The organism is Pseudomonas sp. BCA17, from assembly GCF_004519405.1.
In the GTDB taxonomy this organism is placed as follows: domain Bacteria; phylum Pseudomonadota; class Gammaproteobacteria; order Pseudomonadales; family Pseudomonadaceae; genus Aquipseudomonas.
Map to the genome: position 1 here is coordinate 222,194 of NZ_SGWI01000009.1, position 23,599 is coordinate 245,792.

At 61.5% G+C, this 23,599-nt stretch carries 22 protein-coding genes; 8 read left to right on the forward strand and 14 right to left on the reverse strand.

Features of this window, described 5'->3' with window-relative positions; all coding sequences use genetic code 11:
- Positions 1-11: 11 nt before the first annotated feature.
- The 4 genes from EXW71_RS27095 to EXW71_RS27115 form a co-directional block, all read right to left on the reverse strand.
- A complete protein-coding gene (locus EXW71_RS27095; RefSeq protein WP_134660932.1) occupies positions 12-1,694 on the reverse strand; it encodes a ShlB/FhaC/HecB family hemolysin secretion/activation protein in 1,683 nt (560 codons plus the stop codon).
- 185 nt (positions 1,695-1,879) lie between these two features.
- The gene (locus EXW71_RS27100) at positions 1,880-3,583 is read right to left on the reverse strand and encodes a collagen-like triple helix repeat-containing protein (protein ID WP_256657147.1); all 1,704 of its coding nucleotides are present in this window, start codon (positions 3,581-3,583) and stop codon (positions 1,880-1,882) included.
- 302 nt (positions 3,584-3,885) lie between these two features.
- Positions 3,886-4,734: a MaoC family dehydratase gene (locus tag EXW71_RS27110; RefSeq protein ID WP_134660931.1), complete on the reverse strand. Its 849-nt coding sequence runs from the start codon at positions 4,732-4,734 to the stop codon at positions 3,886-3,888.
- 2 nt (positions 4,735-4,736) lie between these two features.
- On the reverse strand, positions 4,737-6,080 hold the full coding sequence (locus EXW71_RS27115; protein ID WP_134660930.1) for a 3-oxoacyl-ACP reductase: 1,344 nt from the start codon (positions 6,078-6,080) through the stop codon (positions 4,737-4,739).
- Between the two features lie 114 nt (positions 6,081-6,194).
- On the opposite strand from EXW71_RS27115, the gene EXW71_RS27120 reads away from it, so the two are divergent.
- Together EXW71_RS27120 and EXW71_RS27125 are read left to right on the forward strand one after the other, a co-directional pair.
- Positions 6,195-7,472: an acetyl-CoA C-acetyltransferase gene (locus tag EXW71_RS27120; protein ID WP_134660929.1), complete on the forward strand. Its 1,278-nt coding sequence runs from the start codon at positions 6,195-6,197 to the stop codon at positions 7,470-7,472.
- Positions 7,473-7,596: 124 nt separating this feature from the next.
- The gene (locus EXW71_RS27125) at positions 7,597-8,493 is read left to right on the forward strand and encodes a PA4780 family RIO1-like protein kinase (protein ID WP_123714318.1); all 897 of its coding nucleotides are present in this window, start codon (positions 7,597-7,599) and stop codon (positions 8,491-8,493) included.
- A 145-nt stretch (positions 8,494-8,638) separates the two neighbouring features.
- On the opposite strand, the gene cueR is transcribed toward EXW71_RS27125, so the two are convergent.
- From cueR to EXW71_RS27140, 3 genes are all read right to left on the reverse strand, one after another.
- Complete coding sequence (gene cueR, locus EXW71_RS27130; RefSeq protein ID WP_134660928.1) at positions 8,639-9,040, reverse strand: Cu(I)-responsive transcriptional regulator; 402 nt, start codon at positions 9,038-9,040, stop codon at positions 8,639-8,641.
- Complete coding sequence (locus tag EXW71_RS27135) at positions 9,037-11,238, reverse strand: cation-translocating P-type ATPase (protein ID WP_134660927.1); 2,202 nt, start codon at positions 11,236-11,238, stop codon at positions 9,037-9,039. Before EXW71_RS27135 ends, cueR begins: the two co-directional genes overlap by 4 nt.
- Positions 11,239-11,305: 67 nt before the next feature.
- Positions 11,306-11,686: a hypothetical protein gene (locus EXW71_RS27140; protein ID WP_123714321.1), complete on the reverse strand. Its 381-nt coding sequence runs from the start codon at positions 11,684-11,686 to the stop codon at positions 11,306-11,308.
- 147 nt (positions 11,687-11,833) lie between these two features.
- Between EXW71_RS27140 and EXW71_RS27145 the strand changes: the two genes are divergently transcribed.
- Together EXW71_RS27145 and EXW71_RS27150 are read left to right on the forward strand one after the other, a co-directional pair.
- Positions 11,834-12,031 carry a heavy-metal-associated domain-containing protein gene (locus tag EXW71_RS27145; RefSeq protein WP_060755732.1) on the forward strand — a complete coding sequence of 66 codons (198 nt, stop codon included), beginning with the start codon at positions 11,834-11,836 and terminating at the stop codon, positions 12,029-12,031.
- Positions 12,032-12,118: 87 nt separating this feature from the next.
- Positions 12,119-13,312, forward strand: coding sequence for a multidrug effflux MFS transporter (locus EXW71_RS27150; RefSeq protein WP_134660926.1), 1,194 nt, complete (start codon positions 12,119-12,121; stop codon positions 13,310-13,312).
- Positions 13,313-13,320: 8 nt separating this feature from the next.
- On the opposite strand, the gene EXW71_RS27155 is transcribed toward EXW71_RS27150, so the two are convergent.
- The 3 genes from EXW71_RS27155 to EXW71_RS27165 all read right to left on the reverse strand — a co-directional run bounded on the left by EXW71_RS27155 (position 13,321) and on the right by EXW71_RS27165 (position 14,980).
- Complete coding sequence (locus tag EXW71_RS27155; RefSeq protein WP_123714323.1) at positions 13,321-13,503, reverse strand: hypothetical protein; 183 nt, start codon at positions 13,501-13,503, stop codon at positions 13,321-13,323.
- 145 nt (positions 13,504-13,648) lie between these two features.
- Positions 13,649-14,662 (reverse strand): zinc-binding alcohol dehydrogenase family protein, encoded by a 1,014-nt coding sequence (locus EXW71_RS27160; protein ID WP_134660925.1) that lies wholly within the window; start codon positions 14,660-14,662, stop codon positions 13,649-13,651.
- A gap of 24 nt (positions 14,663-14,686) precedes the next feature.
- A complete protein-coding gene (locus EXW71_RS27165) occupies positions 14,687-14,980 on the reverse strand; it encodes a putative quinol monooxygenase (protein ID WP_123714325.1) in 294 nt (97 codons plus the stop codon).
- Positions 14,981-15,098: 118 nt separating this feature from the next.
- Between EXW71_RS27165 and EXW71_RS27170 the strand changes: the two genes are divergently transcribed.
- The 3 genes from EXW71_RS27170 (at position 15,099) to EXW71_RS27180 (ending at position 18,332) form a co-directional block, all read left to right on the forward strand.
- On the forward strand, positions 15,099-16,028 hold the full coding sequence (locus EXW71_RS27170) for a LysR family transcriptional regulator (RefSeq protein ID WP_123714326.1): 930 nt from the start codon (positions 15,099-15,101) through the stop codon (positions 16,026-16,028).
- A 134-nt stretch (positions 16,029-16,162) separates the two neighbouring features.
- On the forward strand, positions 16,163-16,858 hold the full coding sequence (locus tag EXW71_RS27175; RefSeq protein WP_134660924.1) for a helix-turn-helix transcriptional regulator: 696 nt from the start codon (positions 16,163-16,165) through the stop codon (positions 16,856-16,858).
- Between the two features lie 103 nt (positions 16,859-16,961).
- Complete coding sequence (locus tag EXW71_RS27180) at positions 16,962-18,332, forward strand: MFS transporter (RefSeq protein WP_134660923.1); 1,371 nt, start codon at positions 16,962-16,964, stop codon at positions 18,330-18,332.
- A gap of 63 nt (positions 18,333-18,395) precedes the next feature.
- Here the strand turns inward: EXW71_RS27180 and EXW71_RS27185 are convergent, their stop codons facing one another.
- Entirely contained in the window at positions 18,396-19,349 is a 954-nt protein-coding gene (locus EXW71_RS27185) for an adenosine deaminase (RefSeq protein WP_017134717.1), read from the reverse strand.
- Positions 19,350-19,542: 193 nt separating this feature from the next.
- Between EXW71_RS27185 and EXW71_RS27190 the strand changes: the two genes are divergently transcribed.
- Positions 19,543-20,634, forward strand: coding sequence for a calcium:proton antiporter (locus EXW71_RS27190; RefSeq protein ID WP_134660922.1), 1,092 nt, complete (start codon positions 19,543-19,545; stop codon positions 20,632-20,634).
- Here EXW71_RS27190 and EXW71_RS27195 read toward each other — a convergent pair whose 3' ends face one another.
- The 3 genes from EXW71_RS27195 to EXW71_RS27205 form a co-directional block, all read right to left on the reverse strand.
- Positions 20,635-21,990, reverse strand: a complete 1,356-nt coding sequence (locus EXW71_RS27195; protein ID WP_134660921.1) for an 8-oxoguanine deaminase — start codon at positions 21,988-21,990, stop codon at positions 20,635-20,637.
- 144 nt (positions 21,991-22,134) lie between these two features.
- Positions 22,135-22,821, reverse strand: a complete 687-nt coding sequence (locus EXW71_RS27200) for an SDR family oxidoreductase (RefSeq protein WP_123714331.1) — start codon at positions 22,819-22,821, stop codon at positions 22,135-22,137.
- A gap of 186 nt (positions 22,822-23,007) precedes the next feature.
- Positions 23,008-23,589: a YigZ family protein gene (locus EXW71_RS27205; protein WP_123714332.1), complete on the reverse strand. Its 582-nt coding sequence runs from the start codon at positions 23,587-23,589 to the stop codon at positions 23,008-23,010.
- Positions 23,590-23,599: the final 10 nt, after the last annotated feature.

Sequence of the window (23,599 nt, forward strand, 5' to 3'; positions counted from 1 at the left end):
ATGCTTGCTCACTAGAGCTGATAGCTGAAACTCAGCGTATAGCGCGGACGCCGATTCAGGCTGTCCAGGGCGATATCCGACATTGGCTTGGAGGCTTCCAATGCAATGTTGTAGTACTTGTTATCGCCAAAGCGCAGACCCACGGCTGCCGACGACATGTTATTGCCCTTGACCGGCAGTTCGTTGAACCAGGTCTTGGCACGGTCGAGCACGACGTAGGGCTGCAGCACCTTCACCCAGTCACCGGCGCGGTTGAAGCTGTAGTTGATCTCGTACGCCACACCCCAACCCTTGTCCCCGGAAGCCTGGTCGTCGGGATAGCCGCGGCCGAAGTTCTGCCCGCCGAACGTGGCGCGCTCACTGTCGGGCAGGGTGGCGTCGCTCCAGTAGAGTGCGCCCGACAGCACCCCTTGCCAGTTGTCGAAAAACTTGTCGCTCTGCACGCCGGAGAGGCGCAGGCGGAAGAAGTCGAGGTCCGGCGTCGTACCCGCCAGATCACTGTGCGTCCTGGCGCCCATGCCGTTGATGCCTTGGTACAGACCGGCACTGACGATGCGCAATTGGCGAGCGTCGGATTTGCGCCAGTCACCCTCGAATGCCAGTGCGCGCAGGTTGGTTTCGATGTCGAAGCGGTTGGGGTAGCCGACCAGTTGATAGCGTGTGGTCTGGTCCACCGCATACAGGCGCGTGCCCAGGGTCAAGGATTCGGTGGGCGAGGCGATCAGCGGATGGCTGAGGCCGATGGTGTAGCGATCGATCGACTGATGCGGCTTGAGCTCGAAGCCGCCATCGAGCTGGATGTTGTTGCTGGGGTCGGCGCGATAACGTTCGGCCCCCAGTACAAGCTGGCTGCCCTCGGCATTGATGAACTGGCTGTAGCCCACGCGGTAATAGTGCTTTTTATCGTCGCCAGGCGGGAACAGGCCACTGACGTTGAGCTGTTCGCCCATGGATGTCTGGGCGTTGCTGGTGGCGGTGAGCAACGCTTGCGTGCCGCTGCGGTTGTCTTCCACCAGGCTCATGCTGGTGGTAAAGGGTTTGCGGCTGGCCTGGATCACCATGTGCGCGGCACCGTCCGTGGTACCCGGCGGCGGTACTTGCGCTTGCAGCGTCACGCCCGGGATACGGCCCATGAGCGTGGTATAGCGCTCGAACGTCTTGCGTGTGAGTGGACGTTCGGCCAGGAGTTTATTCGCCAGCTTGTCGACATAGGCCGACACCGCGCCGATGTCGCCGCTTTGTTGGTAGTCCTTGATATAGCCCTCCACCAGCACCACGCGCACCAGGCCGTTTTCAAAGTTCTGTTGCGGCAGGAAGGCATAGGACAGCAGATAACCGTCCTCCTGATAACGACGGGTGATGCTGCGTGTGGCTTCGATCAGTTGTGCAAGGTTGGTCTCATGGCCGATCAGAGCGGAGTAGGCTTTGGCGGTTTCGCTGAGCGGGTAGATCGTACCGCCCTCGATCTGCAACTTGCGGATGGTGATCCTGGTGTCCATCAACAGGGGCTGGCCCTGGGGCGCGGGAGCCTCCGGCACTTGGGTCTTTGGCGTGACCGGTCTGTAGGCGTCTGCGGGCAGGTTGGGTACGGGCAGGTTGCGGATGGTGTCGTTGCTGTTGAGGAAGTTGGGAAGGGTCTCGGCCTGGGCGTAGGCACTGAGGGTAAGTACTAACAACGGTGTCAACACGCGCATAGGACACTCCATGGTCAACTGCAGCAGCGTCTTGGGCCCGCCGGGGTCTGGGACTCGGTCCGGGAAGGCCAGGCTTCGTTCGATAAGACCGGCCCATAAAAAAGACGAGAGACTTATTCAGGGTCTCTCGTCTCAACCAAGCGTAGGCGCTGTAGGAGAGGCCGTCTAATCGGCCAGGTGCAATTCTAGTTTTTGCCGGTCAGGCCGTTCAACAAACCTCCCAGAGCGCCGGTTGTACCGGTGCTGGCACTGCCGTTGGCCGAGGCACCGGCACTGGCGCCGACGTTCAAGCCACCGAGCAGGCCACCGCCACTGGTGCTGGTTCCGCCGGTGACCAGGCCTCCCACCGACCCGACGGTGTTGCCGACCGCCGTTACAGTAGTGCCCACCGCGTTCGTCAGCGGGTTGGCGTTGGCTGTGGTCAGGTTGGTGCCCAGGCTGCTGACGGCACCGCCGACTTGCGTAACCAGGCCGTTGACCGGAGCACCGATGCCGCTCGTGGTACCGACGTTTTGCGTCAGGCTGGTGACGCCGCTCGTTACAGGGTTCAGCGCCGTGCCGACGTTGGTTGCCAAACCTGCCACTGGCGTCGTGGCGGCGGTGTTGGCAACGCCTGTGCCACCGATGACGGTGCCCAGCGAGGCCACGGTATTGCCCAGTGCGCCGGTGGTGACACCTGCAGCATTGACGGTACCGTTGGTATTGCCGGCATTCAGCCCGCTACCCACGTTGGCGACCACACCGCCAACCAGTTCAGGCAGGCCGGGAGCAGCGGCGCCCCCGACGGGCGCAACATAACCACCTGATTTATCGAGCACGCCACCAACGCCGGTCAGCGCACCGCCAACAAGCGCGGTAACAGGGTTGCCTGCGCCGCCGGCGCTGGCAACCTGGCCACCCGCTCCGGTGGCGGTGGAGCCGACTCTATTCAGCACGCCGTTGAGCGGAGTGCCCAGGCCGGTAGCGTTACCCAAGTTGCCAGTGGTGTTTTCCACCAGTGAAACCACCGGTACCAGTACACTCTTGCCGAGTGTGTTGGTCGCGCTGCCCAGTGGCCCGGTGGTGCTGGCGGTACTCAGGGTATCGCCGAGCATGGTCACGGCTTGGCCGACATTATCTACCAGGCCGCCCGCTGCGGCGCCGACGCCACCGGTCAAGCCACCGACTACTGGAACGCCACTCAACGTTGTGCGCAGGGTCCTGCCGGTGCTCGACACGCCGGTGCCGAGGTCGGCAACGCCATCACCGACGCCGGCGATGGTGGTGCCCAATGCATTACTGTTGGTGCCCAGAGTGCCCAGGCCATTCGTCACGCCGCTGCCGATGCTGGTGACGGCGTTGCCGGTTGCAGTGACCAGGCCGCCAGCCGTCACACCGACGACTGGAACGCCATTGAGTGTCGAACCAAGATCACCGACGGCCGCGCCGACGTTACCGACTGTAGTGCCCAGCGTGCCTGCAATCTGGCCTGTGACCAGTGGGGTGGTGGTGGAACCGGTGCCGCCACCCGTGCCGCCAGTACCGCCACCCGTGCCGCCAGTGCCACCGCCCGTGCCGCCAGTGCCACCGCCCGTGCCGCCAGTGCCGCCACCCGTGCCGCCAGTGCCACCACCCGTGCCGCCAGTGCCGCCGCCCGTGCCGCCAGTGCCACCGCCCGTGCCGCCAGTACCGCCACCCGTGCCACCAGTGCCTCCACCGGTGCCGCCAGTACCACCACCGGTACCACCGCCCGTGCCCGAGCCGCTGCCCGCACCGGAATCGGGAGAAGACGCCGCGACGCTGGTGTGATGGCCGCCGCCACCGCTGCTGCAACCACCGAGGCTCATCGCCATGATCAGGGCCAGCGCGGTACTTGCTTTCCATAGCACTGCTTGAGTTTGAGTTTTCATGATTGAGTTCCCTTGCACCTGTACAACCTTGGTTGTTTCAAACGTTGGCAATTTCTAGGGATTGCCATACGTTTGTCCGTGGGGTTATCACAGACCCGAGTACTCTTTCTCGCAACGCTCAACTTGGTATTAACGATTTATATAAACAGGCTTCTTAGTTGGCTTATTGACTAATACCAAGGGTGTAGGTGGAGGGCTGATTAAGAAATATATTTAATGTTAATCAATGGCTTGAATAAAAAAGCGGACGCCGGGGCATCCGCTACAACTAAGGGTGTATATATACAATTAACGGCTGTAACTTACGCAATAGGCCGCCACTTGCCGAACATATGTTGAATGTCGCCAGCACCGTTCAACTGCAACTCGCCGCTGGAACCCGCGGCGGTGCTGAGCAGTACTACTTCACTGGGCAGGCGCACGGGCTTTTTGAACTCGACGTCTATCTCTACATTGGCGGCGGGTAAATGCTCATGCAACGCGGCCAGTGTTCGGGCGGTATTCCACAGCCCGTGAGCGATAGCCTGGGGAAAACCGAAGAGCTTGGCCGTCAAGGCGCTCAGGTGGATCGGATTGTAATCACCGGATACCCGAGCGTACTGGCGGCCAATATCGGCGGGCGCTTTCCAGCGGGCCGATTCGCTGACGTTGCCGGATACCGACAAGTGTTCTTCCTGAGCTTCGCCCACCAGCTTTACGCCGCGACAAAGCATACGGCTATCGGCTTCCCACAACAGCCCCAGTGAGTCCTCGACCGTGGTCACGATATCAAAGGTTGCACCCTTGGCATGGGGCTGCAGGTTGTGTGCGTACACCCCAACCAGCACGTTGCTCACGCCTCCCAATGGGCGATGGATACGGATTCGGTTGTTCAGGTGAACGAGCCCCAGCAGTGGAAAGGGAAAATGCCTGTCGGTGAGTAATTGCATCTGTAAACCGAACGCCAGGATATGGGGATAAGTACCTGGCAGTATCGAGCTGTCCGCAAACCCACAGACCTTGCGATAGGCCGCGACGTGCGCGGGATTGACGCGAATGTGGCAGCGCAGGCCTTTATCGGGCAATTCATTGCCGGTGATCTTGCGCTTGAGTGCCGCGCGCCAGTACAGCGGCGGCAGAAACGGGGTGCTGCCGAGTGTCTGCCATTCCATGCTCAGGCTCCCAGCAGGCTTTGCCCGCACACGCGCAGTGCCTGGCCGCTGACCGCACCAGAGCCCGATTGGCTGAGCCATGCCACGGCCTCAGCCACGTCCTGAGGCAGCCCGCCCTGGCCCAGCGAACTCATGCGGCGCCCGGCTTCACGCAGGGCGAAGGGGATGTGCGCGGTCATCTGGGTTTCAATAAAGCCGGGCGCCACTGCGTTGATGCTGATACCGCGTTCCTTCAACAACGGCGCCCACGCCTGGGCCAGGCCGATCAAGCCGGCCTTGCTTGCGGCATAGTTGGTTTGCCCACGGTTGCCGGCAATGCCACTGATGGATGCCAATAGCACCACTCGCGCGTTGTCATGCAGGGTACCGCTGTCGAGCAGAGCCTTGGTCAGCACTTGGGGGGCCTTGAGGTTGACCGCCAGTACCGCGTCCCAATATTCCGGGGTCATGTTCGCCAGGGTTTTGTCGCGGGTGATACCGGCATTGTGTACCAGGATATCGAGGCCGTCGGGCACCTGTTCGATCAGTTGCGTGGCGGCGTCTTCAGCGCAGATATCCAGCACCACGGTACGTGCCCCGAGGCGTGCGGCGAGGGCTTCGAGATCCGCCTTGGCCTGGGGTACGTCCAGCAGTATCACCTCTGCACCGTCACGGGCGAGGGTTTCAGCGATGGACGCGCCAATGCCTCGGGCGGCACCCGTGACGAGGGCCTTGCGCCCGGCCAGGGGGCGAGTCCAATCCTCGACCGCAGTGGCGCAGGCTTGCAGGCGGATCACCTGACCGGAGATATAGGCGCTCTTAGGGGAGAGGAAAAACCGCAGCGCACCTTCCAACTGGTCCTCGGCACCGTCGCCGACATACAGCAGTTGCAACACGCCGCCGTTGCGCAGTTCCTTGGCCAAGGAGCGGCTGAAACCTTCCAGGGCGCGTTGTGCGCTGGCGGCGAATGGGTCGCTGAGGCTCTCCGGCGCGCGGCCGAGGATCATCAGATGCGCGCTGTTATCCAGGCTTTTCAACAACGGTTGGAAGAACTCGCGCAATTGCTGGAGCTGGTCGGTGTGTTGCAAGGCACTGGCGTCGAACACCACAGCCTTGAGCTTGGGGCCGTGGCCAGGAATCCACGTCGCCGTCTCGGTGCTGTAGCTGTAAATGGCATCGGTGAGTTTGTGGGCGAATACCTGCACCTTGGCCGCCAGCGGGCCGCCGCCGAGCAGCAGGGCACCTTCCACCGGCCGCAGGCGTCCGGCCGGCCAGCGTTCCAGGCGTACCGGCGACGGCAGGCCAATGGCGGCGACCAGGCGATGGCCGAGGCTTGAGTTGGCGAAGTCGATATAACGGTCAGACATGGAACGCTCTCCGAGTGCTGGGGTTCAAACGGTGGACCATCAATGGGTAACGGTCGTTCGATTGAGCCTAGGCTAGGCTTGATGATTCCACCCACAACCATCAGGGAGCTTTCCATGACTCAATTGCGCCGTGTAGCGATCATTGGCGGTAATCGCATTCCCTTCGCCCGCTCCAATGGCCCGTATGCCACGGCGAGCAATCAGGCCATGCTGACCGCTGCCCTCGAGGGCCTGATCGAACGCTACGACCTGCACGGCCTGCGTATTGGTGAGGTGGTGGCCGGTGCGGTGCTCAAACATTCCCGCGATTTCAACCTCACCCGCGAGTGCGTGCTGGGCTCGCGCCTGTCGCCGCAAACCCCGGCTTACGATATTCAACAGGCCTGCGGTACAGGGCTTGAGGCGGCGCTGCTGGTGGCCAACAAGATTGCCCTGGGTCAGATCGAGTGCGGGATTGCCGGCGGTGTGGACACCACTTCTGACGCGCCGATCGGCGTGAATGAAGGGCTGCGCACGCTTTTGCTGCAAGCCAACCGCAGCCAGTCCATGGCGGATAAATTGAAACTCTTGTTACAACTTCGTCCCCATCACCTCAAGCCCGAGTTGCCGCGCAATGGTGAACCGCGCACCGGTTTGTCCATGGGGCAGCACTGTGAACTGATGGCGCAAACCTGGCAGATTCCCCGTGCCGAGCAGGACCAGCTTGCTCTGGAGAGCCATCAGAAAATGGCCGCGTCCTACGCTGAGGGCTGGCACAACGATCTACTGACACCATTTTTGGGCCTGACCCGCGACAACAACCTGCGCCCGGACCTGACCCTGGAAAAACTCGCCAGCCTCAAGCCGGTGTTCGAGCGCAGCGACAAAGGCACGCTTACCGCCGGTAACTCCACGCCGCTCACGGACGGCGCGTCGTTGGTATTGCTGGGAAGCGAGGCCTGGGCCAAGGAGCGTGGCTTGCCGATTTTGGCGTACTTGCGCGATGGTGAAGCAGCGGCGGTGGATTTCGTCAACGGGGCTGAAGGCCTGCTGATGGCTCCGGTGTATGCGGTGCCGCGTCTGTTGGCGAGAAATGGCCTGACCCTGCAAGACTTCGATTACTACGAAATCCACGAAGCCTTTGCTGCCCAGGTGTTGTGCACGCTCAAAGCCTGGGAAGATGCGGACTACTGCAAGACACGCCTGGGGCTGGATGCGCCGTTGGGTTCCATCGACCGCAGCCGGCTCAACGTCAAAGGCAGTTCGCTGGCCGCCGGGCACCCGTTCGCTGCCACGGGCGGGCGTATCGTCGCCAACCTGGCCAAATTGCTGAGTGCGGCGGGCAAGGGGCGTGGCCTGATTTCCATCTGTGCAGCAGGTGGGCAGGGGGTTACAGCGATCATTGAACGTTGAAACTGGCATATTGGATGCATTCTTAAGTGATCAACGGTCGGTAGCCCCTCCCACCGGCGAGCCGATTGCCGTATAACGATTGCCACACGCGTGTTTGGTAATACAGGACCCACAATAAAAGCTGATGAAGACTCCTAAACGCATTGAACCCCTGATCGAAGACGGTCTGGTCGACGAAGTGCTGCGCCCACTCATGAGTGGTAAAGAAGCAGCTGTTTATGTGGTGCGCTGCGGTAACGAATTACGTTGCGCCAAGGTTTACAAGGAGGCGAATAAACGAAGTTTTCGTCAGGCGTCCGAATACCAGGAAGGCCGTAAGGTCCGTAACAGCCGTCAGGCCCGGGCGATGGCCAAGGGCTCCAAGTTCGGTAAGAAAGAAACCGAAGATGCCTGGCAGAATGCCGAAGTGGCGGCGTTGTTCCGCCTGGCCGGTGCCGGCGTTCGGGTGCCGCAGCCGTTCGACTTCCTCGAAGGCGTGCTGTTGATGGAACTGGTGGCCGACGAATACGGCGATGCGGCACCGCGTCTGAACGACGTGGTACTGGAGCCGGACCAGGCGCGCGAATACCACGCCTTCCTGATTTCCCAGATCGTGCTGATGCTGTGTACCGGCCTGGTGCACGGTGACTTGTCCGAGTTCAACGTGCTGCTCACCCCGACCGGCCCGGTGATCATCGACCTGCCCCAGGCGGTGGATGCGGCGGGCAACAACCACGCATTCAGCATGCTGGAGCGGGATGTGGGCAACATGGCGGCCTACTTCGGGCGCTTTGCCCCGGAGTTGAAAAAAACCAAGTACGCCAAGGAAATGTGGGCGTTGTACGAAGCCGGTACGCTGCACCCGGGCAGCATCTTGACGGGCGAGTTCGACGAGCCGGAAGAACTGGCGGATGTGGGTGGTGTGATGCGCGAGATCGAAGCGGCGCGGCTGGATGAAGAGCGTCGCCAGGCGATTCGCGCGGCGGATGATGCACCCGCGAACAAGACGGCAGAGGAACCACCGCCGCCTTGGATGCAGTGATTTCCACAGACATGGAAATCTGACAGGTGTGGGAGGGGGCCTGCTGCCGATAGAGCCGTGTCAGCCAGCACAAGCTTGGCTGAACTACCGTTATCGGCAGCCAACCCTCTCCTACATTTGGCTTTGTATGTACTGAGTCAAAGCATCAGGCGCAGCAACTGCCCGAGGCCAACTCCTTGAGAATCGGACAGTCCGGCCGATGATCGCCCTGGCAGTGCTCCACCAGGTCCTGCAACGTATCGCGCAATTGCCCAAGCTCCAGAATCTTCTGGTTCAGCTCATCGATATGCCGGCGCGCCAAGGCCTTCACATCAGCGCTGGCCCGTTGCCGGTCCTGCCACAGGGTCAGCAGCTTGCCGACCTCTTCCAGTGAAAACCCCAGATCCCGCGAGCGCTTGATGAATGCCAACGTGTGCAGGTCGTCTGGACCATATACACGGTAGCCGCTGTCGGTGCGGTGCGCGGCTTTGAGCAGGCCGATGGATTCGTAGTAGCGAATCATCTTCGCGCTCAGCCCGCTTTGGCGAGCGGCTTGGCCGATATTCATGGGCGTTGATCCTCCAGGTCCTTGGGTTTCCAAGTCTTCAACAGTAATGCATTGCTCACCACACTGACGCTGGACAAGGCCATCGCCGCGCCCGCCAGGACCGGGTTGAGCAGGCCGAATGCCGCCAGGGGAATGCCAATCAAGTTATACACAAACGCCCAGAACAGGTTCTGGCGGATTTTCGCGTAGGTCTTGCGGCTGATCTCCAGCGCGGCGGGCACCAGGCGCGGGTCGCCGCGCATCAGGGTGATACCGGCGGCGTGCATGGCCACGTCGGTACCGCCGCCCATGGCGATGCCGATATCGGCGGCGGCCAGGGCCGGGGCGTCGTTGATTCCGTCGCCGACCATGGCCACCACACCGGTTTTTCTCAGCTCGGCGACCCTGGCGGCTTTGTCCGCCGGCAGCACTTCGGCTTGCACATCCTCGATGCCCAGCGCTTGCGCTACCACATGGGCGCTGCCGCGATTATCCCCGGTGAGCAAGTGGCTGCTGATGTGCTGCGCCTTGAGTTGCTCCACCGCTTCCAGCGCACCGGGCTTGAGCGTGTCACCGAAGGCGAACAGCCCGAGCACGCGGGGGCGGGCGCCTTGCTCGATCAGCCAGGACAGGGTGCGCCCTTCGGCTTCCCAGGCTTTAGCGGATTCGGCCAGCTCACCGGCGCTCAAACCGCCTTCTTCCAGCAGGCGGCGGTTGCCCAGGGCCAGTTGCCGGCCGTCCAGCGTGCCGGCGATGCCGCGGCCGGTCAGGGATTGGCTGGCACTCACATCCGCCACGTTCAGTCCTTGTTCGTGGCAAGCGTCCAGCACGGCCTTGGCCAGTGGGTGTTCGCTGCCGCGTTGCAAGGCGCCCGCCTGTTGCAGCAGCACGGTTGCATTACCCTCCACCGCTGCCATGTGGGCGATTTTCGGTGCGCCGCAAGTGAGGGTGCCGGTTTTGTCGAATACCACGGCGCTCACTTCATGGGCGCGCTCCAGGGCTTCGGCGTCCTTGATCAAGATGCCATGGCGCGCGGCGACGCCGGTACCGGCCATGATCGCCGTCGGTGTAGCCAGGCCCAGGGCACAGGGGCAGGCGATCACCAGGACGGCAACGGCATTGATGATCGCCGTCTCCAGGGATGCGCCGTACAACCACCAGCCCATCAATGTGATCACCGCCAGTACCAGCACGGCAGGCACGAACACCTGGCTGACCTTATCCACCAATTTCTGGATCGGCGCCTTGGCTGCCTGGGCCTCCTCCACTAGGCGGATGATTCGCGCCAGTACGCTTTCCGCGCCCAGGGCCTGGGTGCTTACCAGCAAACGGCCTTCGCCGTTGATGGCGCCGCCGGTGACCTTGTCGCCCGGCTGTTTCGGCACAGGCAGGCTTTCGCCGCTGATCAACGCTTCGTCGGCATGGCTGCGGCCCTCCACCACTTCGCCGTCCACGGGGAAGCGTTCGCCGGGTTTGACCAGCACCAGGTCGCCAAGCTTCAACGCGTTGATTGCAATCTCTTCTTCACGGCCATCGAGCACCCGGATCGCGCGTTCCGGGCGCAAGGCTTCGAGGGCGCGGATGGCGCTGGCGGTCTGGCGCTTGGCGCGGCTTTCCAGGTATTTGCCGAGCAGTACCAGGGCGATCACCACTGCCGAGGCTTCGAAGTACAGGTGCGGCATGCTGCCGGTGGCGGCAGTGAGCCATTCATAGAGGCTCAGGCCGTAACCGGCGCTGGTGCCGATGGCCACCAGCAGGTCCATATTCCCGGCGCCGGCGCGTACGGCTTTCCAGGCGGCGATATAAAAGCGTGCGCCAAAGATGAACTGCACGGGGGTGGCCAAGGCGAACTGCACCCAGGCGGGCAGCATCCAATGCAGGCCGAAAGGTTCCACCAGCATCGGCACCACCAGCGGCAGCGCCAACAGGATGGCCAGCAGCAATGACCAGCGCTCGTGATGCAGGCGCAGGGCTTGGCGTGCGTCGGTGGCGGTTTCGCTTTGGGGCAGGGTGGCGGTGTAGCCAGCCTTGTCGACGGCGGCGATCAACACACCGGGGTCCATCTGGCCCAGCACTTCGACATGCGCGCGTTCATTGGCCAGGTTGACGCTGACGCGTTGCACGCCCGGCACCTTGCCCAGCGCGCGTTCGACGCGCCCGGCACAGCTGGCACAGGTCATGCCACTGATGGGCAGGTCAAAGGTGGTGGGTCCATTCATGGGGCAGTCCTCCAGAAGAAGTTGCCCCTAGGATCAACCTTGACCTGTGGGTAAGGTCAAGGGCCGATCAGTATTCCAGCGCGGCAGGTTTCAGGTACATGCCGTCCGGGCCCTGGGCGATACGCAGCTTGCGCACGTCCCCGGCCTTCAGCGTGATGTTCTGCGCCGGCGGCGCCAGCATGCCCGGCAGGCAACCCGGGGATTGGCCCGGCAGCAACTTCAGGCGCAGCGACAGGTTGCCCGCCGGCAGGTTGAACGAGGTGGCCTGTTCCTGGAACAGTCGGCCCGCCAGTTGGTCATTCAGGTACAGGCCGATTTCACAATTGGTCGGTACTTCCAGGCGCTCCCGGGAAATGATCAGCACCGCGTAGTCTTCAGCGGCGAAGGCTTGTGGCGTGCCGACAGATAAGCTCATCAGGCCGGCAAGGGCAAAAAACGACCAGCGCATGGCGGATGCTCCGTGGTTGGAATCAACGATGGGTGAAGCTTGGCCTTTGAAGCCGCCGAATGCCAGCCCGGCAGAAGTTTTCAGAACTTGACCTTGCCATCGTGGCAAGGTCGAGACTGGGTCCAACCTCATTCAAGGAGTCATGTCATGCAAGTATTCAGTGTTGAAGGAATGACCTGCGGCCATTGCGTCCGGGCCGTGACCCAGGCGGTGCAAAGCCAGGACCCGGCGGCGAGTGTGAAGGTCGACCTGGCGGCGAAGGAAGTGGGTGTTGAAAGCCGTCTGTCCGCCGAGCAGGTGATCAGCCTGATCAGCGAAGAAGGCTATAGCGCCAGGCTTGCTTGAACTTTCTGATAGTTAGCGAGCTAACGTAATGTTCATGGCACCCAAGCGCGGCTAGACTGTCGAGCTGCCGACTCACTTGGGTGTCTGATGAACCTTCGCATAATCCTGATTCTGGGCGCCTTGAGCGCCTTCGCGCCGTTGGCGATCGATTTCTACCTGCCGGGCTTTCCGGCCATGGCCATGGCCTTCGCGACCGACGAGAAGCACATCCAACTGACGCTGGCGGTGTATTTCGGCGGCCTGGCCATCGGCCAATTGATCTACGGCCCGCTGGCGGACCGATTTGGTCGACGTGGCCCGCTGCTCAGTGGTGTGACCCTGTTTACCCTGGCCTCGTTTGCATGTGCCTATGCGCCTTCGCTGGAATGGCTGATCGGTGCGCGTTTCGTACAGGCCCTCGGTGGGTGTGCGGGCATGGTGATTTCCCGTGCAGTGGTCAGCGACAAATGTGATGCCGTGGGGTCGGCCAAGGTGTATTCGCAACTGATGCTGGTGACCGGCCTGGCGCCGATCCTCGCGCCGTTGGCGGGCGGGGTGATGGTCGGTCTGTGGGGTTGGCAGTCGATCTTTCTGGCGCTGTCGGTGTTCAGTGTGATGGCGGCCATTGCGGTCGCCGTCGGCTTGCCGGAAACCTTCCCGGCCGACAAGCCGCGTCAGCCGCTGTCCGGCTCGCTGCGCCGCTACGGTGCGTTGCTGTCGGATCGGGTCTACCTCGGCTACGCCCTCACTGGCGGTATCTCGATTGCCGGGATGTTTGCCTATATTGCCGGTTCACCGTTCGTGTTCATCAAGCTCTATGGCGTTGCTCCCGAGCATTACGGTTGGCTGTTCGGCTCCAATGCGGCGGGCTTCATTCTGGTGGCGCAACTCAATGCACGGCTGCTGTCCAAGCGCGGCCCGGCGTTCCTGCTGTCGCGCACGGTGTGGGTCTACGTGCTGGCGGCGTTGACCTTGCTCGGTATTGCCGCGCTACGCACCGACGCCCTATGGCCATTGCTGGTGCCACTGTTTATTTGCATCGCGAGCCTGGGCTGCATTTTGCCCAACACCTCGGCCTGCGCCATGGCCGGGCAAGGTGCGCGAGCCGGCAGTGCGTCGGCGTTGCTCGGTTGCATTCAGTTTGGTGTGGCGGCAGGCGCCGCCTCGTTGGTAGGCGTGTTGCACGACGGCACGGCCATGCCGATGGCGATGGTCATCAGCCTATGCGGTGTATTAGCGGTGACGGTGGCGGTGTCGACCCAGCGCCTGCAACGGGCAAGGGCCGTGCAGGCACAGGTCTGACGGACGATTCAGCCGGCGGTGGCGCGCTGCTGGCTTGATGGAAAGCGGTGAGGCGCCCGGATGCGGGCTTGCAGGGTCTCGGCGAAAGCGCGGGCTTCAGCCTCACTGCGGAAGGTGAAGGCGTCGCCGTCGAGGCGAACTTGCCATTTATTGCCTGGGGATTTTGCTAACGCTTTTATCAGGATCTTCATTGCTGACTTCCTCACGTAAAAGAATCGTGGCAAAGGCGGCCAATATAAACCCGAACGCGCGTACAAATATGACAAAGATCAACTCTCGGACTAATGGTGTCGTCCATTACCCACATGAATAATGGACGACTCCGACAGCCTTTATTCAGAACCCTTCCAGCACGATCTTGCCCTTGGCCTTGCCGCTTTCCAGCAGAGCGTGAGCGCGCCGCAAGTTCGCTGCGTTGATCACGCCGAAGTGCTCGCCCACCGTGGTTTTCAAGGTTCCGGCATCAATCAGTTGAGCCACGCGATTAAGCAGGTTGTGCTGTTCGATCATGTCGGGCGTCTCGAACATTGAGCGGGTGTACATGAACTCCCAATGCAACGACAGACTTTTGCGTTTGAGCTTGCTCACGTCCAGAGCCTTGGGGTCGTCGATCAGCGCCAGCTTGCCTTGAGGTTGCAGGGCTTCGACCAGTTGGTCCAAGTGATGGTCGGTCTGGGTCAGGCTGGCGACGTGGGTCACCTGCGGGTGGCCGGCGGTCTTCAATGCTTCGCTCAGCGGCTGGCTGTGGTCGATCACCAGATGGGCACCCAGTGCCTGGGTCCATGCCTGTGTTTCGGGACGCGAGGCGGTGCCGATGACTTTCAGCGCGGTGAGCCGGCTGGCCAGTTGGGTCAGGATCGAACCCACGCCACCGGCTGCCCCGACGATCAGCAAACTCTGGCCTTCGTCTTCTTTGCCTTCACGGATTTGCAGGCGCTCGAACAACATCTCCCACGCGGTGATGGCGGTCAGCGGCAGTGCGGCGGCCTCGGCGAAACCCAGGCTCTTGGGCATATGGCCAACGATGCGTTCGTCCACCGTGTGCAGTTCACTGTTGCCGCCCGGGCGCACCAGCGAACCGGCGTAGAACACTTTGTCACCGGCCTTGAACAGCGTCACATCGCTGCCGACGGCCTTGACCACACCGGCCACGTCCCAGCCCAGCACTTTGGCGGCGCCATGTTCCGGGGCGACGTTCTGGCGCACCTTGGTGTCCACCGGGTTGACCGAGATGGCTTTGACTTCCACCAGCAGGTCGCGCGGGCCGGCGACGGGCTCCGGCAGCTCGATGTCTTGCAGGGACTGTGGATCGTGGATCGGCAGTGAGGCGTAGTAGGCAATGGCTTTCATGGGGGCTCCGGAAAAGGACGGTAATCAGGCGAGAAATTTCAGGCGCTTGAGTTCGAAGTGTTCAAGGACATCCGCGGCTTTGGCGCGGAAACTCTGGATATGTGCACTTTGGTCATGGTCGGCCAGCGCTGCATCGTCGCTCCAGCGTTCGAGCATGTAGAAAGTTTCGGGGTGTTGCAGGTCCTGGTGCAGGTCGTACTGTTCGCAACCGGCTTCGAGACGGGTCGGTTCCAGCAGTCCGCGCAGCAGGGTTTCCAGAGTGGCCTGTTGGCCGGGTTTGGCGACCAGCGTGGCGATAACGTTAAAGGCAGTAGACATATTCAACTCCTGGCGCGTGGTAAGCGGGGTGGACAGATGATTGGCTATTTCCCGTGAAGGAAAAAGCGGCTAAAACAGTAGTCTGTTTCAATAGAATTTTGATAATGAGTGGAAACCCATGCTGCGCTTTGATGATTTGCAGTTGTTTGTGCGTGCGGCGGACCTGGGCAGCTTGTCTGCCGCAGCGAGGGTCATGGACCTGTCGCCGGCGGTGGCCAGCGCTGCGCTCAAGCGCATCGAACAGCAACTGAGCACGCGTTTGTTGGCGCGCTCCACGCGCAGCCTGCGGTTGACCGCCGAAGGTGAAGGTTTCCTGGAATACGCGCGTGCCGCGTTGAGTTCGCTGGACGAGGGGCGGCGCTTATTGGCCAGTGGCCAGGACCATGTCAGCGGCGTGTTGCAATTATCGGCGCCCTCGGATTTCGGGCGTAACCAGCTGTTGCCGTGGCTGGATGAATTCCAGCGTGAATACCCTCAGCTGACTGTGCGCCTGTTGCTGGGCGATCGCATTGCCGATTTATTTCGCCAGCCTGTCGATATTGCCTTGCGTTACGGCGAGCCGGAGGATTCGAGCCTCATTGCGCTGCCTATCGCCCCGGACAATGTCCGGGTGCTGTGTGCCGCCCCCAGTTACCTCGCCCGGCATGGCGAGCCTCGGCACTTGGAGCAACTGGCCCAGCATAATTGCCTGTTGTATATGCTCGGCAGCCGAGTCCACGACCGCTGGAGCTTTCACGACGGCCGGCGTGAAGTGAGCCTGACGGTTGCCGGCGACCGTTTCAGTGACGATGCCGACGTTGTACGTCGCTGGGCCGTGGCGGGGGTCGGTATTGCCTACAAGTCCTGGTTGGATGTGAGCGCGGATGTGCTGGCCGGTCGCTTGCGTGTGATCCTGCCTGAGCTGCGGGGGGAGCGCACGCCCCTCAACCTGCTGTGCGCCCATCGTGCGCAATTGAGCAAACCGATCAACTTGCTGCGTGAAATGCTTGTTTCCCGTTGTGCGACATTGACCGCGCAATGGCCGGAGCGGTTGATCACTGGGCAATAGCCTCCACGACAGCAGGAAATTTCACTCAGATCCTGTCCCTGCCTGCAGTGTCGGACCAAGCGGTGCCTGTGGTGTGCGCACCTATACTTTGGCGCCAACCGCAGCAGATAAATGATTCAACAGGGAGTGAATACGTGGAAGAAGCACCTTGCATCAGTCAGATCGCCAGCTTGCTTGCCGAGCCCAAACGCACTGCCATGCTCTGGGCCTTGATGGACGGTTCCGTGAAGTCTTCAGAGGAGTTGGCGGTGCTCTCCGGGTTATCCCCCGCGTCCGCCAACGCCCATTTGGCGCGGCTGAGCGCAAGCGGGCTGCTGCTCACCGAGGCCCGACGTGGCAAACGCTTGTTTCGCGTGGCGGCCGCCGATGTCAGTGCCGCCATCGACGCGCTGGCCAGTACTACCATGGCCAGCGCCGCCCGCAGCCGCCCCTGTGTTTCGCCACCGGCTTTGGTGGCGCCGCCGTCGTTGCGTCATGCCCGGTTGTGCCAGGGTCATCTCGGTGGGGAGCTGGCGGCGGGGTTGTATCAACGCATGTTGGCTGCGGGGTGGATTGAGCGTCTTGAGCAACGCACCGAGGTCACCGTCAAGGGCGCGCAGTGCTTGGCAAGCCTGGGTATTTTTACCCAAGCGCTGGCGTCGCCACTGGTCTGCGATTGTTTTGATTGGAGCCAGCAACAACCCCACCTGGGGGGCGCGTTGGGCGCAGGGCTGCTGCAACTGTTCCTGCAATCGAACTGGATCAGTGTGATCAACGAGTGCCGGGCGTTGCTGGTGAATGAAGTCGGGCTTGCACACATCACGCTGATCGCGGCGCCCGAGCAATCCTGACCGGCGGGCGTCGTTCAGGGTTTCAACCAGGTCGCATCCAGCAATAACCTGCTGAAACGATGCCGCACACTGACCCAGGGGATTTTCACACTGGGGGTGCGGCATGGGTTTGCAGGGCTATAGCGCAGCGGAACGGCTGGAACGGTTGCCCATCAGCGGCTACCACCGAGTCATCTTTATCATCATCGCCCTGGCGTTTTTCTTCGACTCCATGGACCTGGCGATGATGACCTTCCTTTTAGGCTCCATCAAAACCGAGTTCGGCCTGAGCACCGCCCAAGCCGGGTTACTCGCCAGTTCGAGCTTTTTCGGCATGGTGGTCGGCGCCTCGTTGTCGGGGATGCTGGCGGATCGCTTTGGCCGTAAGCCGGTGTTTCAGTGGAGCATCGTGTTATGGGGCATTGCCAGCTACCTGTGCTCCACGGCGCAGACGCTGGAGATGCTGACGTTGTTTCGCGTCTTGCTGGGGATCGGCATGGGCATGGAATTTCCAATTGCCCAGTCGATGCTTTCGGAGCTGATTCCGGCCAAGGGGCGTGGGCGGTATATCGCCTTGATGGATGGTTTTTGGCCGCTGGGGTTTGTGGCGGCGGGCGTGCTGTCTTACTTCCTGCTGCCGGTGATTGGCTGGCGTGACATCTTCCTGGTGTTGGCGGTGCCGGCGGTGTTTGTGCTGGCAATTCGGTTTTTTATCCCGGAGTCGCCGCGTTGGTTGGAGCAGGCCGGGCGGCATGGGGCCGCCGACAAGGTGTTGCAGAATATAGAACAGAAAGTGCGTGCCTCATTGGGCCGCGTCGATTTACCGGAGCCGATCCGCCTGCCACGGGTGGAGAGCACGCCGGGGACCTTCTTCTCGGCATTTCAGCAGTTGTGGTCGGTGCAGTATCGCCGGCGGACGATGATGATCTGGTGCGTCTGGTTCTTTGCCTTGCTCGGTTTTTACGGCCTGACTTCGTGGCTGAGCGCGTTGCTGCAGCAGTCGGGTTTTGCTGTCACCCAGTCGGTGTATTACACCGTGATCATTTCCCTGGGGGGCATTCCCGGGTTCCTGATGGCTGCGTGGTTGGTGGAACGCTGGGGGCGCAAGCCGGTGTGCGTGGTGACGTTGCTCGGCGGCGGGGTGATGGCGTTTTTGTATGGGCAGAGCGCGGTGTTTGGCGGCAATGTCGGTTTGCTGATCACCTCGGGCTTGCTGATGCAGTTCTTTCTGTTCGGTATGTGGGCGGTGCTCTACACCTATACGCCAGAGTTGTATCCCACGTCTGCGCGGGCGACCGGCTCGGGTTTTGCCTCGGCGATTGGTCGGGTCGGCTCGTTGCTGGGGCCGTTGGTGACGGGGTTGGTATTCCCGGTTACCGGGCAGGGCGGGGTGTTTGCCTTGGGCGCGCTGTGTTTTGCAGTGGCGGCGCTGGTGGTGTGGGTGTTCGGAATGGAGACGAAGGGCAGGACCCTGGAAGAGTTGACGCAGGCCTGAAACTGATGAGGTCAGTGTGGGAGGGGCGGTGCCCCTCCCACGTTTCGATCTGCGTCTACTCAGTCATGGCTTGACCAGTCGTGCGTCCAGGCTGTTCTGCGCCAGGCGTTTGGCCTGGTCCTGGGTCATGCCCAGCGAGGTGTACAGCGCGTGGAAGTTCTCGGTGACATAACCGCCGAAATACGCCGGGTCATCCGAGTTCACCGTCACCTTCACGCCACGCTCAAGCATGTCGAGGATGTTGTGCTGAGCCATGTCGTCGAATACGCACAGCTTGGTGTTGGACAGCGGGCACACCGTCAACGGGATCTGCTCATCGATGATGCGCTGCATCAGGCGCTCGTCTTCGATGGCGCGCACGCCATGGTCGATACGCTGGATTTTCAGCAGGTCGATGGCTTCCCAGATGTACTCGGGCGGGCCTTCTTCACCGGCGTGGGCCACGGTGAGGAAGCCTTCGTGGCGGGCACGGTCGAACACGCGCTGGAACTTGCTCGGCGGGTGCCCCATCTCCGAACTGTCCAGGCCCACGGCCACGAACGCGTCACGGAATGGCAGAGCCTGGTCGAGGGTCTTCTCGGCCTCGGCTTCGCTCAGGTGGCGCAGGAAGCTCAAGATCAAACCGCTGGTGATACCCAGTTGCTGCTCGCCATCTTTAAGTGCGGCAGCGATGCCGTTGAGCACTACTTCGAACGGCACGCCACGGTCGGTGTGGGTTTGTGGGTCGAAGAAGGGTTCGGTGTGGATCACGTTCTGTTCTTTGCAGCGCAGCAGGTAGGCCCAGGTCAGGTCGTAGAAGTCCTGGGAGGTGCGTAGCACGTCGGCGCCCTTGTAATACAGATCAAGGAACTCCTGCAGGTTGTTGAAGGCGTAAGCCTTGCGCAGGGTCTCGACGTCATTCCACGGCAGCGCAATCTTGTTGCGTTCGGCCAGGGCGAACAGCAACTCAGGCTCCAGCGAGCCTTCCAGGTGCAGGTGCAGTTCAGCCTTGGGCAGGGCGTTGAGCCAATCGTACATGTCTAAATTCTCATCAGGTGCAATGGCGGCATTCTACAGGCCATGGATGAAATATTTGGCAAAACCTGACCAGCAGGAGAGTTTTGCTTTATTCATGCAAGGGCCGCCTGAACTAAGGTGTAACGAAACGTTAGCTACGTGCCGTAGTCTGTACCCCATCAATGACTGATTAAGCTGTTCGATAAGGCCCGGAATGCTCACATCCCTCAAGCAAGAAAAATTCATGCTGTTGGCGCTGATTGCCGCCATCGCCGCCTACCCATTGGAACACTGGATGCTCCACAGCGGGCAGATGGTGGCGTTGCTCGCCGGCCTGGCCCTGATCGCGTTTATCGTGATGGCCTCGATGCGGGTGGCTCATCATGCCGAGCAATTGGCGGAAAAGGTCGGTGACCCCTACGGCACCATGATCCTGACCCTCGCCGCGGTGCTGGTGGAAGTGGTGATCCTGGCGATCATGATGAGCAATGAGCCGTCGCCCACGCTGGTGCGCGACACCATCTATTCGGCGGTGATGCTCGATATCAACGGCATCCTCGGCCTTGCCGCGCTGATGGGCGGCATCAAGCATGGGGAGCAGTCCTACAACGACGACTCGGCGCGCACCTACAGCGTGATGATACTCACCGCCATGGGGGTGTCGATGGTGGTGCCGGAGTTTATCCCCGAAGCCGACTGGAAAATTTACTCGGCATTCACGATCGGCGCGATGGTGTTGCTCTACACCCTGTTCCTGCGCATGCAGGTGGGACCGCACAGCTATTTCTTCAGCTACAGCTACCCGCAAAAGCGTCGTAAGAACCAGCCGGAGGAACACCAGGAGCCGCCGGTCAATCTGGCGTTCTCCATCGCTACATTGGTGTTTGGGGTGATAGTGATTGGCGCACTGGCCGAGGTGATGTCCAAGACCCTCGACCTGGGGCTGGAAGGCACGGGCGCGCCGCCGGTGATTACCGCGATTGTGGTCGCCGCCATTTCGGCCGCACCAGAAATCCTCACCGCTTTACGCGCCGCACTGGCCAACCGCATGCAGTCGGTGGTGAATATTGCGTTGGGCGCTTCATTGTCGACGGTGATCTTGACCGTGCCGGTGATGGAGGCCATGGCGCTCTACACCGGTCAGCCGTTTCAGATGGCGATGACGCCGGTACAAACGGTGATGGTGTTTATCACGCTGATCGTCAGCGCGATCAACCTCAACGATGGCGAAACCAACGCCATCGAAGGGATGACCCATTTCGTGTTGTTTGCGACCTTTATCATGTTGTCGCTGCTGGGCTTGTAATCAACCGTCGATCAACTGCCGCGCGGCCTGGGTGTGATCGGCAATCAAGCCTTTCAGATCCAGGCCCTCGACCTGGCCGTCGATGACTCGCCAGCGGCCGCCGATCATGACCCTGTCCGCACGGTCCGCGCCGCACAACAGCAGCGCCGAGATCGGGTCATGGCTGCCGGAGAAGCGCAGTTCATCAAGCTTGAACAGCGCCAGGTCGGCCTGTTTTCCGACCGCCAATTCACCGATATCCGTACGTCCCAGCAATTGCGCCGAACCTTTGGTGGCCCAGCCCAGCACGCCTTCAGGGGTGATTTTTTCCGCGCCGTAACGCAGGCGTTGGATATACAGGGCCTGACGTGCCTCAAGGATCATGTTCGACGCATCGTTGGACGCGGAGCCGTCCACGCCCAGGCCTATGGGCGCACCCGCGGCGAGCAGGTCGAGGGTGGGACAGATACCCGAGGCCAGGCGCATATTCGAACTCGGGCAATGGCAGATACCGGTGCCGGCGGCACCCAGCCGCGCAATCTCGTCCGGGTTGAAGTGGATACCGTGGGCCAGCCAGGTACGCGGGCCGAGCCAACCGACGCTGTCGAGATAGTCCACGGTGCGCAGGCCGAATCGTTGCAGGCAGAAGTCTTCCTCATCGAGGGTTTCCGCCAGGTGTGTATGCAGGCGTACGTCGAGCGTATTGGCCAGTTCGGCGCTGGCTTGCATGATGTGTGGCGTGACGGAAAACGGCGAGCAGGGCGCCAGGGCAATCTGGATCTGCGCGCCATCGCCACGTTGGTGGTAGGCGTGGATCAGGCGTTGGCTGTCTTCTAGAATGACCTGGCCTTGTTGCACGGTCTGCTGCGGTGGCAGCCCACCGTCGGCTTCGCCCAGGCTCATGGAACCGCGGGTAAGCATGGCGCGCATGCCCAGTTCGCGCACACTCTGCACTTGCACGTCGATGGCATTTTCCAGGCCATCGGGGAATAGGTAGTGGTGATCCCCCGCAGTCGTACAGCCTGAGAGCAGCAATTCGGCCAACGCGACTTTGGACGCCAGCGCGAGTTTTTCCGGCGTCAGTCGAGCCCAGACCGGATAGAGGGTTTTCAGCCACGGGAACAACGGCTGATTGACCACTGGCGCCCAGGCGCGGGTCAGGGTTTGGTAGAAGTGGTGGTGGGTGTTGATCAAGCCGGGAAGAACGACATGCTCGCGAGCATCGAATACCTGCGCACAGGGCTGCGCAGGTTCTTGCCCTTGGGCCAGCACTTCGGTAATGACACTGTCTTGCAGCACCAGGCCGCCACGGGCGTCGAGGTCGTTGGCAGTGAAAATCGCGAGTGGGTTTTTTAACCAGATACGGGTCGCAGGCATTGGCCGGCTCCTCTGAATGATGGGTTCAGGTTTGCCAGCTCAGTGTTGCCCTGTCTGCTGATCCAGGGTCGCCGGTGAAGGCGAGGGGGCAGTCTACGCGTGGAGCATTATCGACCGCAATCGGGCGATAACGCTCCACCGGGTTTACCAGGCGATGGTATCGCCCTTGTAGTCGATGAAGTGATGGCCGCCTTTGCCTGTGTAGGCGTTCACTTGTGCCACCAGGCCGCGCACGCTGGTGTCGACATCGATGTGCGCGTCTTCCCCGCCCATGTCGGTTTTCACCCAGCCCGGGTGCAGTGACAGCACGGTGAGCCTGTGATCGCCGAGTTGAGTGACGAAGCTGTTGGTCATGGAGTTGAGGGCGGCCTTGCTGGCTTTGTACAGCGCCAGGTCCGACCCGTCGGGAATGGCCACGCTGCCGAGCACCGAACTCATGAACGCCAGTACGCCGCTGTCCTTGCGGATCTGCCCGACAAAGCGCTGGGCCAGGTTGATCGGTGCCACGGCGTTGGTGAAGAACAGTTGGCCGACTTCTGCCAGCGTAGCGTGGCCCGGCTCCTGATTGGCGGGGCCCTTGACGCCGGCATTGACGAACAGCAGGTCGAAGGTGCGGTCTTTCAGGCGTTGGCTCAAGGCGATCACGGCTTGTTGATCATCCATATCCAACTTCTCGATGTGCACCGGGCCTACCGCTTTCAGGGCATCGGCTTTATTCGGATCACGCACGGTGGCGGTCACGTCCCAGCCGTCCTGAAGCAATTGCTTGACCAGGCCAAGGCCCAGCCCGCGCGAGGCGCCGATGATCAATGCGGTTTTTGGCGTAGACATGAAAGGCTTCCTTTGGAGTCGCGGTTCAGTGAATTCGGCTGACAACATTACCCCAGGCTTGGGCAAATGGGGTTAAGAGTTGTTGAACAAAAAACGAACAGTGCCCGCAAGCCCTTATGACAGAAGGGTTACAAACGGATGTGCTCAGGTTATCCACAGGCAGGTGCACAGTAGATGTGGGCAGTTTCAACGCTGTAGCAGGATGCGCCCACGGCTGAGGTCGGCGAGTTGGGTTTGCAGGGTGTCGATGTGAGCCTCCCCCAGCGCCAGTTGTAATTCGACGCCGTTGGCGGTGAAGTTTTCGTCCACCACCAAGCCGCCCAGTTCAGCGACGCGCAGTTTCACCAGGTTCAACTCAGAGAATCCGCAGGCGCAGCTCAGTGGCACACGGCTGATCAGTTCGATGCGCTCGGCATTTTGCAGGCATTTGTTCGCCCCACCACCGTAGGCCCGGGCCAGGCCGCCAGTGCCCAGTTGGATACCGCCGTACCAGCGAATCACCAGCACGGCGACCTGATCGAACCCTTGGGCTTCGATGGCGGCCAGGATCGGCCGCCCGGCCGTGCCGCCGGGTTCGCCGTCATCATTGCTACGGTACTGGTCGGCCAGCTTCCAGGCCCAACAGTTGTGTGTGGCGTTGAGGTCGCTGTGTTGCTCGAAAAACGCTTGGGCGTCCTGCGGGCTGGTGATTGGCGCGGCGAGGGTGATGAAGCGGCTTTTACGGATTTCTTCACGAAATTCGCAAAAGCCGGTGAGCGTGAAAGGCATAAGTCGCTTC

What these genes read in the sequence shown, in the direction of transcription:
- EXW71_RS27140 (WP_123714321.1), bottom strand. Translation starts at nt 11,686, where the DNA reads ATGCGCTGGTCGTTTTTTGCCCTTGCCGGCCTGATGAGCTTATCTGTC.
- EXW71_RS27135 (WP_134660927.1), bottom strand. Translation starts at nt 11,238, where the DNA reads ATGAATGGACCCACCACCTTTGACCTGCCCATCAGTGGCATGACCTGT.
- EXW71_RS27195 (WP_134660921.1), bottom strand. Translation starts at nt 21,990, where the DNA reads ATGCCTGCGACCCGTATCTGGTTAAAAAACCCACTCGCGATTTTCACT.
- EXW71_RS27180 (WP_134660923.1), top strand. Translation starts at nt 16,962, where the DNA reads ATGGGTTTGCAGGGCTATAGCGCAGCGGAACGGCTGGAACGGTTGCCC.
- EXW71_RS27145 (WP_060755732.1), top strand. Translation starts at nt 11,834, where the DNA reads ATGCAAGTATTCAGTGTTGAAGGAATGACCTGCGGCCATTGCGTCCGG.
- EXW71_RS27120 (WP_134660929.1), top strand. Translation starts at nt 6,195, where the DNA reads ATGACTCAATTGCGCCGTGTAGCGATCATTGGCGGTAATCGCATTCCC.
- EXW71_RS27110 (WP_134660931.1), bottom strand. Translation starts at nt 4,734, where the DNA reads ATGGAATGGCAGACACTCGGCAGCACCCCGTTTCTGCCGCCGCTGTAC.
- EXW71_RS27160 (WP_134660925.1), bottom strand. Translation starts at nt 14,662, where the DNA reads ATGAAAGCCATTGCCTACTACGCCTCACTGCCGATCCACGATCCACAG.
- EXW71_RS27205 (WP_123714332.1), bottom strand. Translation starts at nt 23,589, where the DNA reads ATGCCTTTCACGCTCACCGGCTTTTGCGAATTTCGTGAAGAAATCCGT.
- EXW71_RS27155 (WP_123714323.1), bottom strand. Translation starts at nt 13,503, where the DNA reads ATGAAGATCCTGATAAAAGCGTTAGCAAAATCCCCAGGCAATAAATGG.
- EXW71_RS27165 (WP_123714325.1), bottom strand. Translation starts at nt 14,980, where the DNA reads ATGTCTACTGCCTTTAACGTTATCGCCACGCTGGTCGCCAAACCCGGC.
- EXW71_RS27125 (WP_123714318.1), top strand. Translation starts at nt 7,597, where the DNA reads ATGAAGACTCCTAAACGCATTGAACCCCTGATCGAAGACGGTCTGGTC.
- EXW71_RS27200 (WP_123714331.1), bottom strand. Translation starts at nt 22,821, where the DNA reads ATGTCTACGCCAAAAACCGCATTGATCATCGGCGCCTCGCGCGGGCTG.
- EXW71_RS27100 (WP_256657147.1), bottom strand. Translation starts at nt 3,583, where the DNA reads ATGAAAACTCAAACTCAAGCAGTGCTATGGAAAGCAAGTACCGCGCTG.
- EXW71_RS27150 (WP_134660926.1), top strand. Translation starts at nt 12,119, where the DNA reads ATGAACCTTCGCATAATCCTGATTCTGGGCGCCTTGAGCGCCTTCGCG.
- EXW71_RS27170 (WP_123714326.1), top strand. Translation starts at nt 15,099, where the DNA reads ATGCTGCGCTTTGATGATTTGCAGTTGTTTGTGCGTGCGGCGGACCTG.
- EXW71_RS27190 (WP_134660922.1), top strand. Translation starts at nt 19,543, where the DNA reads ATGCTCACATCCCTCAAGCAAGAAAAATTCATGCTGTTGGCGCTGATT.
- cueR (WP_134660928.1), bottom strand. Translation starts at nt 9,040, where the DNA reads ATGAATATCGGCCAAGCCGCTCGCCAAAGCGGGCTGAGCGCGAAGATG.
- EXW71_RS27115 (WP_134660930.1), bottom strand. Translation starts at nt 6,080, where the DNA reads ATGTCTGACCGTTATATCGACTTCGCCAACTCAAGCCTCGGCCATCGC.
- EXW71_RS27185 (WP_017134717.1), bottom strand. Translation starts at nt 19,349, where the DNA reads ATGTACGATTGGCTCAACGCCCTGCCCAAGGCTGAACTGCACCTGCAC.
- EXW71_RS27095 (WP_134660932.1), bottom strand. Translation starts at nt 1,694, where the DNA reads ATGCGCGTGTTGACACCGTTGTTAGTACTTACCCTCAGTGCCTACGCC.